Source organism: Bacteroides intestinalis DSM 17393 (assembly GCF_000172175.1).
In the GTDB taxonomy this organism is placed as follows: Bacteria; Bacteroidota; Bacteroidia; order Bacteroidales; family Bacteroidaceae; genus Bacteroides; species Bacteroides intestinalis.
On sequence record NZ_ABJL02000001.1, the window covers coordinates 242,442 to 257,619 of the forward strand.

Annotated in this window: 13 protein-coding genes; 7 read left to right on the forward strand and 6 right to left on the reverse strand. The window is 40.1% G+C overall.

Annotated features, from left to right (window positions below):
- Window positions 1-10 precede the first annotated feature (10 nt).
- The 4 genes from BACINT_RS00885 (at window position 11) to glmM (ending at window position 4,510) form a co-directional block, all read left to right on the forward strand.
- Window positions 11-1,189 (forward strand): heparin lyase I family protein, encoded by a 1,179-nt coding sequence (locus BACINT_RS00885; protein WP_007659839.1) that lies wholly within the window; start codon window positions 11-13, stop codon window positions 1,187-1,189.
- 146 nt (window positions 1,190-1,335) lie between these two features.
- Window positions 1,336-2,373: a DHH family phosphoesterase gene (locus BACINT_RS00890; RefSeq protein WP_007659841.1), complete on the forward strand. Its 1,038-nt coding sequence runs from the start codon at window positions 1,336-1,338 to the stop codon at window positions 2,371-2,373.
- A 103-nt stretch (window positions 2,374-2,476) separates the two neighbouring features.
- Window positions 2,477-3,082, forward strand: coding sequence for a DUF4827 domain-containing protein (locus BACINT_RS00895; RefSeq protein WP_007659843.1), 606 nt, complete (start codon window positions 2,477-2,479; stop codon window positions 3,080-3,082).
- Between the two features lie 39 nt (window positions 3,083-3,121).
- Window positions 3,122-4,510, forward strand: a complete 1,389-nt coding sequence (gene glmM / locus BACINT_RS00900) for a phosphoglucosamine mutase (protein ID WP_007659845.1) — start codon at window positions 3,122-3,124, stop codon at window positions 4,508-4,510.
- Between the two features lie 60 nt (window positions 4,511-4,570).
- On the opposite strand, the gene BACINT_RS00905 is transcribed toward glmM, so the two are convergent.
- Together BACINT_RS00905 and BACINT_RS00910 are read right to left on the reverse strand one after the other, a co-directional pair.
- Window positions 4,571-5,077: an NUDIX hydrolase gene (locus BACINT_RS00905; RefSeq protein ID WP_007659847.1), complete on the reverse strand. Its 507-nt coding sequence runs from the start codon at window positions 5,075-5,077 to the stop codon at window positions 4,571-4,573.
- 4 nt (window positions 5,078-5,081) lie between these two features.
- Window positions 5,082-6,311, reverse strand: coding sequence for an S-adenosylmethionine:tRNA ribosyltransferase-isomerase (locus BACINT_RS00910; RefSeq protein ID WP_007659849.1), 1,230 nt, complete (start codon window positions 6,309-6,311; stop codon window positions 5,082-5,084).
- Between the two features lie 148 nt (window positions 6,312-6,459).
- Here BACINT_RS00910 and BACINT_RS00915 point away from each other — a divergent pair, with 148 nt between their 5' ends.
- Window positions 6,460-7,560, forward strand: coding sequence for a DUF2027 domain-containing protein (locus BACINT_RS00915; protein WP_044154571.1), 1,101 nt, complete (start codon window positions 6,460-6,462; stop codon window positions 7,558-7,560).
- 86 nt (window positions 7,561-7,646) lie between these two features.
- Here the strand turns inward: BACINT_RS00915 and BACINT_RS00920 are convergent, their stop codons facing one another.
- The 4 genes from BACINT_RS00920 to BACINT_RS00935 all read right to left on the reverse strand — a co-directional run bounded on the left by BACINT_RS00920 (window position 7,647) and on the right by BACINT_RS00935 (window position 11,456).
- On the reverse strand, window positions 7,647-8,954 hold the full coding sequence (locus tag BACINT_RS00920) for a DUF5723 family protein (RefSeq protein ID WP_007659851.1): 1,308 nt from the start codon (window positions 8,952-8,954) through the stop codon (window positions 7,647-7,649).
- Between the two features lie 136 nt (window positions 8,955-9,090).
- Window positions 9,091-9,843, reverse strand: a complete 753-nt coding sequence (locus BACINT_RS00925; protein ID WP_007659852.1) for a hypothetical protein — start codon at window positions 9,841-9,843, stop codon at window positions 9,091-9,093.
- 30 nt (window positions 9,844-9,873) lie between these two features.
- The gene (locus BACINT_RS00930) at window positions 9,874-10,317 is read right to left on the reverse strand and encodes a hypothetical protein (protein WP_147342934.1); all 444 of its coding nucleotides are present in this window, start codon (window positions 10,315-10,317) and stop codon (window positions 9,874-9,876) included.
- 65 nt (window positions 10,318-10,382) lie between these two features.
- A complete protein-coding gene (locus BACINT_RS00935) occupies window positions 10,383-11,456 on the reverse strand; it encodes an ADP-ribosylglycohydrolase family protein (protein ID WP_021967427.1) in 1,074 nt (357 codons plus the stop codon).
- A 581-nt stretch (window positions 11,457-12,037) separates the two neighbouring features.
- Between BACINT_RS00935 and BACINT_RS00940 the strand changes: the two genes are divergently transcribed.
- Window positions 12,038-14,026 (forward strand): tetratricopeptide repeat-containing sensor histidine kinase, encoded by a 1,989-nt coding sequence (locus BACINT_RS00940; protein ID WP_374937535.1) that lies wholly within the window; start codon window positions 12,038-12,040, stop codon window positions 14,024-14,026.
- 127 nt (window positions 14,027-14,153) lie between these two features.
- Window positions 14,154-14,906, forward strand: a complete 753-nt coding sequence (locus BACINT_RS00945; protein ID WP_007659858.1) for a LytR/AlgR family response regulator transcription factor — start codon at window positions 14,154-14,156, stop codon at window positions 14,904-14,906.
- Window positions 14,907-15,178: the final 272 nt, after the last annotated feature.

Consider the following 15,178-nt stretch of genomic DNA (forward strand, 5'->3'; position numbering starts at 1 on the left):
TCAATAGAGAATGAGAACAATCGCATTAATCACCCTCTGCCTGCTTCCTTTGACAGCGGTAAGTCCGGTCCGTGCACAGTCAGATAACTTAACACCCCTGAAAGAACGTGTAAATGTGCAGGCCGATTCGGCCCGTGCAAACCAGATTATTGATGACCGTTGGGTAGCCGTCGGTACCAATAAACCCCATACCATTCAATTGGATTACTCCCGGCCTTTCGAGAACAAGCCTTCTTACCGTTTCGAATTGAAACAGGAAGACAATACTTTGGAAGGCTACGCCAAAGGAGAAACCAAAGGTCGTGCTGAACTTTGCTATTGCTATGCTGTGGCCAATGACTTTCGTAATTATCCGGCCAATGAATACTCCAATGCACAAAAGATGAAGACTGTATATCATTACGGTAAAGGAAGTTGCCCGCAAGGTTCATCCATGAGCTATACATTTTCCGTTTATATTCCGCGGGCTTTGGACAAAGATGTATCCACTATTTTTGCACAATGGCATGGTATGCCGAGCCGTACACTCGTTTCCGATCCTAACGGTAAAGTGATGAAACTTAGTGTTGAAGAGTTTCTTGAACTGGAAAAAAAGATGATTTTCAAGAAGAATATAGCCCATGATAAAATAGCCAGAATCAATGCTAAAGGAGATACTGTCTACAAAGCCGGAAATCCTAATGGTTGGCTGATTGAACAAGGCGGATATCCTCCTCTTGCTTTCGGTTTCTCGCAAGGGTATTTCTACATCAAAGCCAATTCGGACCGTAAATGGTTGACTGACAAAACCGACCGTTGCAATGCCAATCCGGATAAAGCAGAGATTATGCGTCCCGTGACTTCCACTTATAAAACTTCTACAATAGCTTATAAGATGCCGTTCAAGTCTTTCCCGAAAGAGTGTTGGGTAACTTTCCGAGTGAATATAGACTGGACTCTATATGGAAAGGAACAAGAAACTATTCTTAGACCTGGGTTTTTGGATGTGACTATGTCTTACCAGCAAGAAGGTAAAGAACGAAAGAAACATATTGTGAATAACGAAGAGATTCTAATCGGACGCAATGACGAAGAAGGATATTACTTTAAATTTGGTATATACCGTGTTGGAAATAGTACTATTCCAGTTGCTTATAATTTGGCTGGTTATGAAGAATGTGAAAAAACTCAGAGAAATAGGGGGCTCTGAATGATAGTAGAATACGAAGACTAAATAAAACCTTTGCTACTTTCTGCCAACTCCCAAACTTTTTCGTACTTTTGCCCGTTCAAATTATAGAGGTTGGAAGTCATTCCGATCATTCAGTTGTAAATCGTTTAACTGTAAATAATCAAATGTTGACAAAAGTAATAGAGCAGGCCAAAATAGATCGTTTCGCTAGATGGATGGGGCATGCAGAAAGAATTGTAATTGTAGCCCATGTAGCGCCGGATGGCGATGCTATAGGCTCTTCATTGGGGTTATGGCATTTCCTGAATTCACAAGATAAAGTTGCGAATGTCATTGTGCCGAATGCTTTTCCCGACTTTCTGCGATGGATGCCGGGTAGCAAAGATGTATTACTCTATGACCGCTACAAAGAATTTGCCGATAAACTGATCGCTGAGGCTGAAATAATCTGTTGTTTGGATTTCAATGCTTTGAGTCGTATTGATGCAATGGCGGATGCAATAAAGGCAGCAAAAGGGAAGAAGATTTTGGTAGACCATCATCTGTATCCCGAAGATTTTTGTGATATCACAATCTCACATCCTAATATTTCTTCTACTTCGGAGCTTGTATTCCGCTTGATATGCCGCATGGGGTATTTTAATGAAATAACCAAAGAAGGAGCAGAGTGCATCTATACCGGTATGATGACCGATACAGGTGGATTTACTTATAACTCCAATAATCGGGAGATTTATTTTATCATCAGTGAATTACTTTCCAAGGGTATCGATAAGGATGATATTTACCGGAAAGTTTATAATACTTACTCTGAAAGTCGCTTGCGACTGATGGGATATGTGCTTTCAAATATGCAGGTTTATCCCGATTATCATTCTGCCTTGATCTCGTTGACAAAAAATGAGCAGGGACGTTTCAATTATATCCGGGGAGACAGCGAGGGGTTTGTAAATATTCCTTTGAGTATAAAAGACGTGGTTTTTTCTTGCTTCCTGCGTGAAGACACGGAAAAGCCGATGATTAAGGTTTCATTGCGTTCTGTGGGTACATTTCCTTGCAATCAATTAGCTGCTGAATTCTTCAATGGAGGCGGACATCTGAATGCTTCCGGTGGTGAATTTTATGGTACGCTGGAGGAAGCAAAGAAAGTCCTGGAACGTGCTTTAGAGAAATTTAAGCCTTTATTGAATGCGAAAGGATAAAAAAAGAGGGGCACAAAGGTTAAAAGATACGAACTTTCCTCGTAGAGCTTTCAACTTTCAACGAAATCGAATACTTTTGTACGGAATTACTAAATAACAGATAATGAAGAAACTTACATTATTCTTTTTGTCTTTGCTGGTATGTGGTCTGGCTTTTCAGGCTTGTGATAACACCAAGACTTATGCAGAAATGCTGGAGGAAGAAAAAGAGGCCATTAAAGCATTTATAAAAGACAATAATATTAAGGTTATATCCCAAACAGAGTTTTACAGAAACGACTCGATTACGGATACGCTTAAAAATGAATATGTGCAACTCGCCAGCGGTGTATATATGCAAATACGGGATAAAGGCTCTAAAAATCCTGCCGATACAGTAAAAGCGAACGACCAGATCTTGGTACGTTTCATGGAATACGGCCTTATTCAAGGAGATACGACAATGTCTAACTTAGGATTTGCCGAAGTAGTGGATGAATTTAATTACCGGGTAACGAGTTCTTCCATTGCTGGTCAGTTTACGCAAGGATTGATGCTTTCTTATTACCAAACGACTGCTGTTCCTGCCGGTTGGTTAGTACCACTGGCTTATGTACGCGACATGGCACACGTCAGACTGATCGTTCCTTCAAAGATGGGACACAATACAGCTATGCAGTCCGTATACCCTTATTACTATGATATCCGTAAATACCAAATCTATAGGTAATTATAGTATATAACCAACAATCTTTAAATCATTAACCTAATGACTCTAATCAAATCTATCTCTGGAATCCGCGGAACTATTGGCGGAGGAGCGGGTGTGGGCTTGAATCCGCTTGACATTGTGAAATTCACATCAGCGTATGCCACACTTATTCGCAAAACGTGCACGGTAAAAAGCAACAAAATTGTAGTAGGACGCGACGCCCGTATTTCGGGTGAAATGGTAAAGAATGTAGTAGTAGGTACCCTGATGGGCATGGGATGGGATGTAGTGGACATTGATCTGGCTTCTACACCGACCACCGAATTGGCCGTAACTATGGAAGGCGCCAGTGGTGGTATTATCCTGACTGCTTCGCACAATCCGAAACAATGGAATGCCCTGAAATTGCTGAATGAACGCGGCGAATTTCTGAATGCTGCCGAAGGTAACGAAGTACTTCGCATTGCCGAGGCTGAAGAATTTGACTTTGCTGATGTAGATCATCTGGGATCATATCGCAAGGATCTGACTTACAATCAAAAACATATAGACAGTGTGTTGGCGCTTAGTCTGGTGGATGTAGAAGCTATCAGAAAGGCGAACTTCCGCGTGGCTATTGATTGTGTGAACTCTGTGGGTGGTATTATTCTGCCTGAGTTACTGGAACAACTGGGTGTACAACATGTAGAGAAGCTTTACTGCGAACCGACCGGTGATTTCCAACATAATCCTGAACCGCTTGAAAAGAATCTGGGGGACATTATGAACCTGATGAAAGGTGGCAAGGCTGATGTAGCTTTCGTAGTTGACCCTGACGTAGACCGCTTGGCAATGATTTGCGAAGATGGAAAAATGTATGGCGAAGAATATACGCTGGTGAGCGTAGCCGATTATGTGTTGAAACATACTCCGGGTAATACAGTTTCTAACCTGAGTTCTACACGTGCTTTGCGTGATGTAACCCGTAAGTATGGCAAGGAATATTTTGCTTCTGCCGTAGGCGAAGTAAACGTTACTACTAAAATGAAAGAAGTGGGTGCCGTGATCGGTGGTGAAGGCAATGGTGGAGTTATTTATCCGGAAAGTCACTACGGACGTGATGCGCTGGTTGGTATTGCCTTGTTCCTGAGCCATCTGGCACATGAGGGCAAGAAGGTGAGCGAGCTTCGTGCAACTTATCCTGCTTATTTCATGGCAAAGAATCGCGTAGATCTGACTCCTGAAACAGATGTGGATGCTATTCTGGCTAAGGTGAAAGAACTTTATAAGGATGAAGAAATCAATGACATCGATGGTGTGAAAATAGACTTTGCCGATAAGTGGGTACACTTGCGTAAAAGTAACACCGAACCGATTATCCGCGTGTATAGTGAAGCTTCTACAGCGGAAGCAGCTGAAGAAATCGGTCAGAAGATAATGAAAGTGATTGAAGATCTGGCAAAGTAAAAGTTGTCAGGAACAGATATATAAATATTAAGTAAATGGGAAGCCTCGGCTTCCCATTTTTTATTTTAGTGAGAGTACTTTTTCAATCTCTCCTTCAAAGTTAGGGGTGAATATGCCTTTCCCCATATTCTCTTTAATTTCTTCTACGGTCCAGAATCGTCCGCCGTCCAGTTCGTCACTGGGGGTGATTTCACCGTCGTAAACCGTTTTGTGTACAAAGACAAGCTCTTTCTCGCGTGCAGATTCAAAAACGTAACTCGTAATGGTTTCGGGAGTAAAGTCAGTAATGCCCAGTTCCTCACGTACTTCGCGCTTTAGAGCCATTTCTACACTTTCGCCCAGGTCTACATGTCCTCCTACGGAAGTATCCCACTTTCCCGGCTGGATATCTTTCCATTCGGGACGTTTCTGCATATACAGTTCGCCTTTGGAATTAAAAACGTGAAGGTGAATGACCGGGTGCAAGAGTTTGCTACCATTATGGCATTCGCCACGTGTAGCGGCACCTGTGATATTTCCCTGTTCGTCGACGATAGGAAACATTTCTTGGTTATTATCGCTGTTCATAATTTTACGGTATTAATAATGAAGAATCTCCATAACTCAGAAAACGGAAGTCATGGCCTAATGCGAAGTCATATATCTTTCGCCAGTTACCTTTTACAAAAGCCGAGACAAGCAATAGCAATGTACTTTGCGGTTGATGGAAATTAGTGACCATGGCACATACAATCTTGTAGTCGTATCCCGGTGCGATAATGATCTGCGTGCTGGTGTGCAGGGTTTCCATCTTGTGATGGTTCAGATAGTCGAGTATAGCTTGCAGGGCTTTTACAGATGTGATATTCGCAGCTTCTTCAGCTGTTTCATAAGGCTGCCATTGGCGGACGTGAAGTTCTTCTTCTGTGGCATCCGGATTTTTCAGTAGAGTAACGCCGATATGGTAAAGGCTTTCCAGTGTTCTTACTGAAGTAGTACCTACTGCAATTGCTTTTCCATCGTGTGCAATCAGCTTTTCAATGGTTCCGCGTGACACAGAAATATATTCCGTATGCATTTCGTGCCCTTCAATCTCTTCACTTTTAACGGGTTTGAAAGTACCTGCACCTACGTGTAATGTCAGTTCTTCAAGATCAATTCCTTTTTCTTTCAGAGCATCCAGTACACGGGGGGTAAAGTGTAGTCCGGCAGTAGGAGCAGCTACGGAGCCTTTTATTTTAGAATAAACAGTCTGATAGGTTTCCTTGTCACTTTCCTGAGTATCCCGATTCAGGTATGGTGGAATGGGGAGTTCTCCGAATACTTCAAGAATATCAGCAAAAGTAATCTCCGGATTATTCCAACGGAAATCAACCCAATGGCTGGTGCCATGACATTCACCACGAGTGGCAGTCAGAGTTATCGGTTGCCCTTTTACGGTCATTTCCCGTTTTAGCGTGCCTTCTTTCCATTTCTTCAGATTACCGATCATGCAGAGCCAGGCAGCGTGTTCGGTTTGCTGAAAATTGAGGACATAGTCGTTTGGCTCAATGGGTTCCAGGCAAAATACTTCAATCAGAGCACCGGTATCCTTGCGGAAGTGCAGTCGTGCCTGTATTACTTTTGTGTTATTGAATATCATCAGACTCCCTGCCGGCAGATAGGATGGAAGTGAAGTGAAGCGATCTTCGGAAACTTCGCCGTGACGGTAGACCAGGAGTTTGGACTGATCGCGTACTGGCAGAGGAAATTTGGCAATACGCTCATCCGGTAATGGATAATTGAATTCGCTGATACGGATATGTTTTGGATCTTCTTTCATGATAAACTTCTTTACGGGCTGCAAAGGTACGGATATTTATCGTCTTTTTTCTATCTTTTTTTATTGAGTTGCCGTATCTTTGTAGAACGATTGTTTGTTTAAGCAACTTCAATCATAAATTGTAAATAGCTAAATCGTAAATGATATGATGAAAATTGGTGATAAAGTACGCTTCCTCAATGAAATCGGCGGAGGAATCGTGAAAGGATTCAGGGGGAAGGATATTGTATTGGTGGAAGATGCTGATGGCTTTGATATTCCGATGCCCATGCGTGAGTGCGTAGTAATTGATACGGATGATTATAATATGACCCGGCCGGTGCCGAAAGCAACTCCGAAGAAAGCGGAGGAGAAGCCGGTACGTTCTTCTATTTCTCACTCGGTTCAGGAAGAAAGTGAGATGCAGCGCTTGTCCAAACCGCAGGTATCTGTTTACCGTCAGCCAGAAATGCGTGGTGGAGATATTCTGAATGTTTTTCTGGCTTTTGTACCGGAAGATATTAAGGCTGTTAGCACTACTCCTTTCGAATCTTATCTGGTGAATGATAGTAATTACTATCTGTATTACACTTACCTCTGTGCAGAAGGAAAAGCATGGAATGTCCGTTCCAATGGAATAGTAGAGCCGAATACGAAGTTGCTGCTGGAGGAATTTGAGAAGGTGGAGCTGAATGACCGTGAACATGTTGCAGTACAGTTCATCGCTTTTAAAGAGGATCGCTCTTTTGCTTTGAAGCCGGCAGTCAGTGTAGAACTTCGCATAGATACGGTGAAGTTTTATAAGCTACACACGTTCCAGGAATCAGAATTCTTTGAGACCCCTGCACTGATTTATGATATAGTGAAAGATGATGTTCCTACCAAACAAGTGTATGTATCAGCTGAAGATTTACAGTCTGCTTTGCTGCAAAAGAAAACTGAAGATAAACCAAAGTCTCAGCCAATTGTGAAGCGCAGTGGACAAAATGGTATCATCGAGATCGATTTACATATCGGAGAACTGCTGGACGATATTAAAGGAATGAGTAACAGCGAAATATTGAATTACCAGCTGGACAAATTCCGGGAAGTTCTGGAACAATATAAGAATAAACGTGAACAGCGCATTGTTTTTATTCACGGTAAAGGTGACGGTGTGTTGCGCAAAGCATTGCTGGAAGAACTGAAACGTAAATATCCGAATTTCCGGCATCAGGATGCTTCTTTCCAGGAATATGGTTTCGGAGCGACGATGGTGACGATAAAATAGTTACAGGTTACGAGCTACAGGCTACAAGTAGCTGCGCTTTCATTCCGAAAGGCACTTGTTACTTGTAGCTCGTAGCTTCGCAGCTCTTATATCTTCCTCTTTCCCAAAGGAATAGAAAGTCCGATGAAAGCATTTACATGTTTGGAATTATTTCCGAAGAACATATAGTCAGTACCCAGCATCAAAGGACCTACCTTGAAAGCAAAGCCGAATGTTTCACCACCTTGAAGCATGGAGTAACTTAATGTAGCGTTGATTAAAGTGTTCGGACGATAATTGGCGGATAAAGTCAATTCGGAATATGTCTTTAGCTGTCCGAAGCGGGTAGTTGATAATAATCCTACTCCCAGTTTATTATTCAGGAATCCGTATTCTCCTCCTAAAACCATAGTCGGGGATAAAGAAGTGGTGCGGGATTTATTCTCCTTCTTCTGCAAACCGTATAATTCAAAGTCCAGTACATCAGTAGATTCACTGTAATTATCTTTATCAATAGCGATATCTTTGTTTGATTCGGCTATCTGGGTGCTTGATTTACCCCAAGAGATAAAACCTAAGTCGAGGATGGCAGCAGAGAACGTAAGGTTCTTCATCACTTGATAGCTTGCTCCCAGATCTAAGCCTGCTCCGTATCCACTGATACCGAAATTATTGTAGTCCAGATCTGTGATGTATCCATTTTCTTCTTCCAAGTCCAGACCTTTAGCAGAAGCTTCCAGATAAGCATCTGATTTTAGTTGGAATTCGGAGTCTAATCCTGTTTCTTTACCAGACATATAAAGTTGGTTGATCTTCAGATTCAAATTTCCGGCACCTAACAATAGTTTGGCTTTACCACCTATAGTCAGACGGTCGTTTATGGCACGTGAATAGCCTGCTCCAACTTCTATATAAGAGTTCAGGCGCAGTTTTTCATTCTGAATATTAAAGGTTCTACCGCTTCCCCAAGTAAAATCTTCCGCATCTGTAGCACGCAGATATTCGAACATGGTTTTAGGAATAGTTGCATCCACATCTACACGTGCTCCTACATTGAATGACCAGAATCCCTTGCCTCTATAGAATCCGAAAGAGATGACATCCGTATTAAGATTGATGTTCAGCTCATTCATTCCTTTCAGGCGGTTGTAGAACTTATCATTGTTGTAAAACTCTCCGTCGGAGTCAAAGACGTCAATAACATCCTGGATACCCAAAGAGTTAGAGGATACCTCGGCGGTCAATGACCCGATAACGGGTAGATTGATATAGCCACGCTTTGGTTGCGCTGCGGGGTTTAGTTGCATACGGGTACTGCTACCGTCCATAAAGTAAGATGAGCGCATATACTGCGCTTGCATGGCTGTGGGGAGAAGAAAAGAGATGCAAATCCCCAGAAGTAAAAGCTTTCTCATTGTGCTTCGTAAATTGTGGATTACTGTTAATGATTACTTATATTTGTTGTTGCAAAGTTAAAAGAACTATTTGTTATATCAAAATTATATAATAAATAAAAATTGAATAAACGCCCGTTTTTATGGCTATATGGCTTTATAATTGGATTGAGTGGGAAGAATAAGATGATAATGCAGTACTTTTGACTTTTATATTGTTTTTATATTCTTCAAGGAGTATAGGGGTATAAAAGCAATAATTCATTTTAATGTAATCCTTGCATTTTGGGTCAATAGGCACGATATTTATGTCTAAAAGATAGACCCCACCATCCAGATCGCTTGACCAGAATAAACTATTGGGTATGACTTTAAACTCTATTTTATGATTGGCTGGCGCCTGTATATGATCGTGTGTAATAGGGTCGTTTATTCGTACGATATGTCCTTTGTTATCATATTCAAAATTATATCGTGAATACTCCTCACGATTCCAATTATCATCAAATACTTGTTTCCGGAATAATTCTATTTCTTGCTTTTCTCCATAATCTTTTTCTGTATCGCCAGAAAAATGTATAAGTCCTTTTATCCGCCCATTGTCATCATATAGATATCTGATGAAGTTGAAGATTGTACGTTCGGAACAACATGCTCCTTGTGCCAATAGCTTTCCATGCTTGTCTATCACATCAACAGCAGAATTGAGAGGGGCTGTTCCGGTTGTTTCAATGAACATTGTTCCATCAGCCATTAAAGTGGTATCTATTCTGTCTTCATAGCATTGGTCAATGCGAGTTCCGAAATCTTCTACAGTACTTTTCTTCTTACATCCTTCCAGCAGAATAATTAGACTCAAAAGTATAGTTGAATAAAATAGGGCTTTCTTCAAATGGAAAATTGTATTCATAGTTTTTTATATTTATCTTAGTTCTTCATTCTAATTATTGATTGCATGGAATTTGGATACAACTTTTCCTTTATGATCAATATAACCATAGATGGTGATTTCTTCGTCATCGGTCATTCCAAAACCATCATCATCCATATAGTAACGGCCATCAGGATTAATTTGCCAACTTACTTTTGCCATACCATTTTTGAATTCATGTATGAATGTTGGAAAATGTGCGGAAAATCTTTTAGCCCGTTCAATAGCTATTTTCGGTATTCCGTACAATGTATCCCAAGCAATATCATCTTGAGTTACAGTTGTCAGTTTTTCGTTACTATCCATGAACTCATAGGCACATTTCGTATTATGATTCAACAGAAAACGTGGTTTCCACCAACCGCTTATCACTTGACTTACGAGAGCCATATTTTCACCAAGTCCCTTAGTCTCGTACGGATAATTGGTGTATTCTTCGGTATTTAGCAACATGTAAAGTTGTTTATCGCTGCTGGTACTGATCATTCTATGAATTTTACTATAGATATTCATTGCTTTTATTGAAGTGTTGTTTTACCGAGATACAAATCATCCGCGACATGTAGTATCACATCATGCAGTTCCAAGTCGTTTTTGTAGAATTGAGGTATTGCATTATAACCGATGGCAGCACCTAACAAGTTACCAGTCACAGCACCTGTAGAATCACTGTCACCTGCATGATTTACAGCTGCAATCATTGCTCTTTCGAAGTTATCAAAATAGGATAAAGTACAGTAGATGGCTATAGCAACAGTTTCTTCGGCTATCCAGCCACCCCCTAATTCATTTTCGATGGCGTGTACATTATCGATTGAAATATCAGATAAAAGAATGGCTTTCTTTACCAATGAAACAAATTTTTCAACTTCTTCAGTATGGTTGGTAAACATCCGTTGTACGGATTCCAATCCTTCTCTGATATAGTTTTTGAATATTTCTTTCTCCGGATTTTTATCACTTGCTAAACGATAAATGACGTGAGCTGTAAAGGCTGCTGGGATAAAGCCTAATGGATGCTGATGAGTAAGCTTTGCCGCATCTGCTGCAAGGTAATCAAGAGTATTTATATCCGATATTCGTTGGCCCAGTCCATATAAAGGTATGGGTGCTATGCGCATAACTCCACCACATCCCTTACTGTTATTATGGGGCGCTTTTCCCGCAATGATATCTGAAAGAGCAGTGAGACAGGTGTTTCCGGGTGCTCTGCGCTGATTTAATTCCGGAATATCGCCGATCCAGCATTCATTGAAACGCTTACTTTTCTTACCTAATTGAGTATAATACCATTCTATATAAGCTTCACAAATACTGGGTATGGGAGCACTCCCTTTTTCTTTTGCATTCAATATGCCACAGGCTGTAAACAACGTCATCTGTGTGTCATCAGAAACCCAAGCTTTTCCAGTAGAACTATCTTCGTTCTTCCACCATTGTCTGACGTCGAGACGGGTAATTCCTGCATCTCCATATCTTCTTTGAATACCTGCATACGAATCTATAAATTCTACAGGATATCCTAAAGCGTCACCTATGGCTCCACCTATTAATGAACCACGTATTCTGTCCTTTTGTGTTTCTTCATTCATAATAACCATGCTATTTTATATTCAAATTTACCTAATAATGGATTTTATCCAAATTATTATTAAAGGGAAAATTACCTAAACGGACGAAATAGTGGTTTATTATGAATAAAAAGAGGATTATCCTGGATGCTTTAAATAAGAAAAGATGTTTTTATAGCTGTACCATTGGTGAATATCCATTTACTTTTTATTGGTCTGATTCAAAGTTTGATAAACTTGTATAGTAATAAATATTGCATAGATGTAGTTTCTATGTCTTGCTTTTGGGCTTTGATTATCAGTTTCTTATAAAATATTAATTCCTTGTCGACAAGAAATTAATTTCCTGTTGACAAAAAGTTAGCATCTTGTCGACAAACTCTTAACTTCTTATATGTAAGATGTTTGCTGTTTTTATATTGTTTTACAAATTGTATTAGATACTCTTTGTTTTCCAGATACGTCTATAAAAATTCTATTTAATATTCTTTTGTCTCATAAAAAAAACTTATGTTTGCAAAGGTCTTGACAATAACGTATCTATTAATTGTGTATTTATGCAAAAGAGGGGGAAGAGGCAAGTAAGAGTCATCCTGTTTTTGATGGGAATACTAATAATATGGAATGCATGCATACCTCAGGAGCAAAAAGAAGTAAATCCTGAAATGCAGGCATTCGAAGCATTTTTCACAGCAAATGGAGATTCCGTATCTATTGCCCCTCGGAAAGTACGTACACAAGCATTGCAAAAAATGCAAGAAATTAAAGACAGTCTGGTACGTTATAACTATCTGATCGTGGCTTCTAAGACTTGTATGATGTCTTCTGATATGGATTCTGCCCGGCTCTTAATACAACAAATCGAAGATTTCACAGAAAGACAGCCCTTCTCTCCGCAGTTGGCAGATTTACAGTCTGATTGTTTTAATATGAAGGGGAATGTCTATGCGCGTACAGGGCATATGGATTCTGCAGAAGTTTATTTCCGAAAAGCTTATGAACTACGGATGCATGGCACTAAAATAGAAGTTGTACCTGATATTCTGATGAATCTGGCTGATGCTACTAACCGTTTAGGTAAATTGGACGTGGGAGCGGCATGGTACAGAAGGGCACTGTTATTGTGCGATTCACTAAATATCACTTCTACAAAGAAACCGCCGATTTATTATGGACTAGCACAGATATATGTGGCTTTGCGTGATTTTGAGCAATGTGATTATTATTATAATCTTGCGGCCAGAAGCTATGAGGACATGTTGCCTTTTGAGAAGCATTTCTATCTGAACAACCGCGGGACTTCTTATTATTATCGGGGAGATTATGAAACGGCTATCGATTATTTCCGAAAAGTTACTGATCTTGTTGAAGGTTATCCCGATATGGTTTTCGAGTTGAACTTGGGTTGGTTGAATCTGGGAGATTGCTTCTTGCAAGTGGATGAGCCCGATTCTGCAGCTAAATATATCAACAAGTGCCAGCCTTTTTTTGAGAAAACAGGAATAATAACTGCACTTTATTATATTGATACACAGAAAATAGAATTGGCACTGATTCAGAAAGACTTGCCTAAAGCTTGGCGTATTTTATCAGAAAGCATAATTTCACCGGATATTGATCCGGATATGGTGAACATACGCAATAAGTATCTGCAGCAATATTATGAAGAAACAGAGGATTATCGGAAGGCATATTTCTATCTGAAAGAAAATAATCGGATGGATGATTCTATCCGTAATGAGCGTGTAGAGATGCGTACGGCTGATCTGGCCTTGCGTTACCAGCAGGATTCTACCGTGATGGCGCAAAAAGTTTTTATCCGGGAAAAGGAGAATGAAGTTCTTGAACTTCGGCAGATGGAAACCTTATGGATTGCCCTTACCACTATTACCTTATTGGTGGTTGTTTTTGTCTATCTGTACAGTAAGAAGAAGCGTGCGTTATTGTTAGCTCAAAACCGTCGTACAGTTTCTTCACTTCGTTTAGAAAATATCCGTAACCGCTTATCTCCTCATTTCATCTTTAATGTGCTTAATCAGGAAATGGCAGGAAGAAAAGCGGAAGAGAAGCAGGAACTATCTTCCTTGGTTAAACTGATGCGGCGTAATTTGGAACTGGCTGAGCAATTATGTGTCACTTTAGCGGAAGAACTGGATTTTGTGAAAACCTATATCGATTTGGAGCGTCGCTCATTAGGGATAACTTTCCATCCGATGATAGAGATTGGTGAAGGTGTGAATCCTGAGCAAGTTCAGCTACCTTCTATGTTGATACAGATTCCTGTAGAAAATGCGGTGAAGCATGCTCTGAAAGAGAAGGAAGGAGAAAGAAATTTGTGGATTATTATTGCTCGTCAGGCCAATGGAATCTCTATTCAAATCAGGGATAATGGTGGAGGTTATCGTCCAAATAGCCGGAACAGGGGAACTGGTACAGGTATGAAAGTCATTATGCAGACAATTCAGATTCTAAATATGAAGAATAAGGAAACAATAGATGTAGCTATACATAATGTTTCTTTATCCAATGGCGAAATTGGATGTGAAGTCACTTTCCTGTTGCCGGATAAGTATGATTATAGGATTAAGTGATGACATTTAATCTTGTTTTTAGCAAGGATAGGACGAACTATCGTCGGATAGTCTATAAAATCACTTTGAGAGTTTTGCCTGGAAACTAGATAATCTTTACATTCGCCAAAGGATACATGAAATAGACATGAATAAATATAAAGTTATAATAGTTGACGATGATGATGTAGCACTCGAGAATTTGACTTTCGAGTTAAGTAAAGATGTGCGTTTTTCTTTGGAAAAGACAGCCCGGAATGGTAAGCAAGCCAAAAAAGTAATTACTAAGGTACAACCTGATTTGCTTTTTTTGGATGTGGAAATGCCGGATATGACGGGTATGGAACTGCTAAAGGATATTCGGGATGATGTTTCGTGGAATATGCGGGTTGTTTTTTATACAGCTTACGACAAATATATGATACAGGCGATCCGTGAGTCTGCGTTCGATTATTTATTAAAACCTTTTGGAGAACAAGAATTGAAAGATATATTAGCACGTTTTGTGAAACAGGCAGAGGCAGGGCAGAGAACAACATTACCTGTAGGGATGCCACTCTATAGTGCTCAAACCTTCATTGTATTTACACCGACAAATGATATGCGAGCGTTGCGTCCTGCAGAGGTTGGGTTTTTCCGCTATTGCTCTGACCGTAAACAATGGGAAGTAATGCTTAATAATCAACCCCCATTGGCATTGCGTCGTGGAATGACTGCTGAACAGATAACGCAGCATTCGCCTTGTTTCGTGCAAATTCATCAGTCTTTTATCATCAATATTGATTATTTGATGATTATCAAGGATGGTAAATGTATATTGTATCCACCTTTTGAAAATGCAACGGAATTGTTGGTTTCTAAGAAATACAAGAAGGAACTACAAGACAAATATTGTTTGTAAATGAAATATATATTGGTTAGGGAGTCGGCACTTAGATAGTGTTGACAAAGGAAAGGAGGTTGTGTCAAAATGCTGGCACAACCTTTTTTTATGCGCAAAGCCCGGACTTTCCCAAGCCCAGGCTTTGTTATTACCCAAAGTTTATGTAACTTTAGGCATCATTTTTTTCGTTATGGCAAAGTTACATTTTCGTCCTTACATTCCCAACCAAACCGTTCTTTTTCCACAAAGAATTGATGAAAACATAGCTGCGGACGACCCTGTCCGCATAG

What these genes read in the sequence shown, in the direction of transcription:
- BACINT_RS00930 (WP_147342934.1), bottom strand. Translation starts at nt 10,317, where the DNA reads ATGTTGCTAAATACCGAAGAATACACCAATTATCCGTACGAGACTAAG.
- BACINT_RS00885 (WP_007659839.1), top strand. Translation starts at nt 11, where the DNA reads ATGAGAACAATCGCATTAATCACCCTCTGCCTGCTTCCTTTGACAGCG.
- BACINT_RS00940 (WP_374937535.1), top strand. Translation starts at nt 12,038, where the DNA reads ATGGGAATACTAATAATATGGAATGCATGCATACCTCAGGAGCAAAAA.
- BACINT_RS00935 (WP_021967427.1), bottom strand. Translation starts at nt 11,456, where the DNA reads ATGAATGAAGAAACACAAAAGGACAGAATACGTGGTTCATTAATAGGT.
- BACINT_RS00945 (WP_007659858.1), top strand. Translation starts at nt 14,154, where the DNA reads ATGAATAAATATAAAGTTATAATAGTTGACGATGATGATGTAGCACTC.
- BACINT_RS00920 (WP_007659851.1), bottom strand. Translation starts at nt 8,954, where the DNA reads ATGAGAAAGCTTTTACTTCTGGGGATTTGCATCTCTTTTCTTCTCCCC.
- BACINT_RS00905 (WP_007659847.1), bottom strand. Translation starts at nt 5,077, where the DNA reads ATGAACAGCGATAATAACCAAGAAATGTTTCCTATCGTCGACGAACAG.
- BACINT_RS00925 (WP_007659852.1), bottom strand. Translation starts at nt 9,843, where the DNA reads ATGAATACAATTTTCCATTTGAAGAAAGCCCTATTTTATTCAACTATA.
- BACINT_RS00915 (WP_044154571.1), top strand. Translation starts at nt 6,460, where the DNA reads ATGAAAATTGGTGATAAAGTACGCTTCCTCAATGAAATCGGCGGAGGA.
- BACINT_RS00910 (WP_007659849.1), bottom strand. Translation starts at nt 6,311, where the DNA reads ATGAAAGAAGATCCAAAACATATCCGTATCAGCGAATTCAATTATCCA.
- BACINT_RS00895 (WP_007659843.1), top strand. Translation starts at nt 2,477, where the DNA reads ATGAAGAAACTTACATTATTCTTTTTGTCTTTGCTGGTATGTGGTCTG.
- BACINT_RS00890 (WP_007659841.1), top strand. Translation starts at nt 1,336, where the DNA reads ATGTTGACAAAAGTAATAGAGCAGGCCAAAATAGATCGTTTCGCTAGA.
- glmM (WP_007659845.1), top strand. Translation starts at nt 3,122, where the DNA reads ATGACTCTAATCAAATCTATCTCTGGAATCCGCGGAACTATTGGCGGA.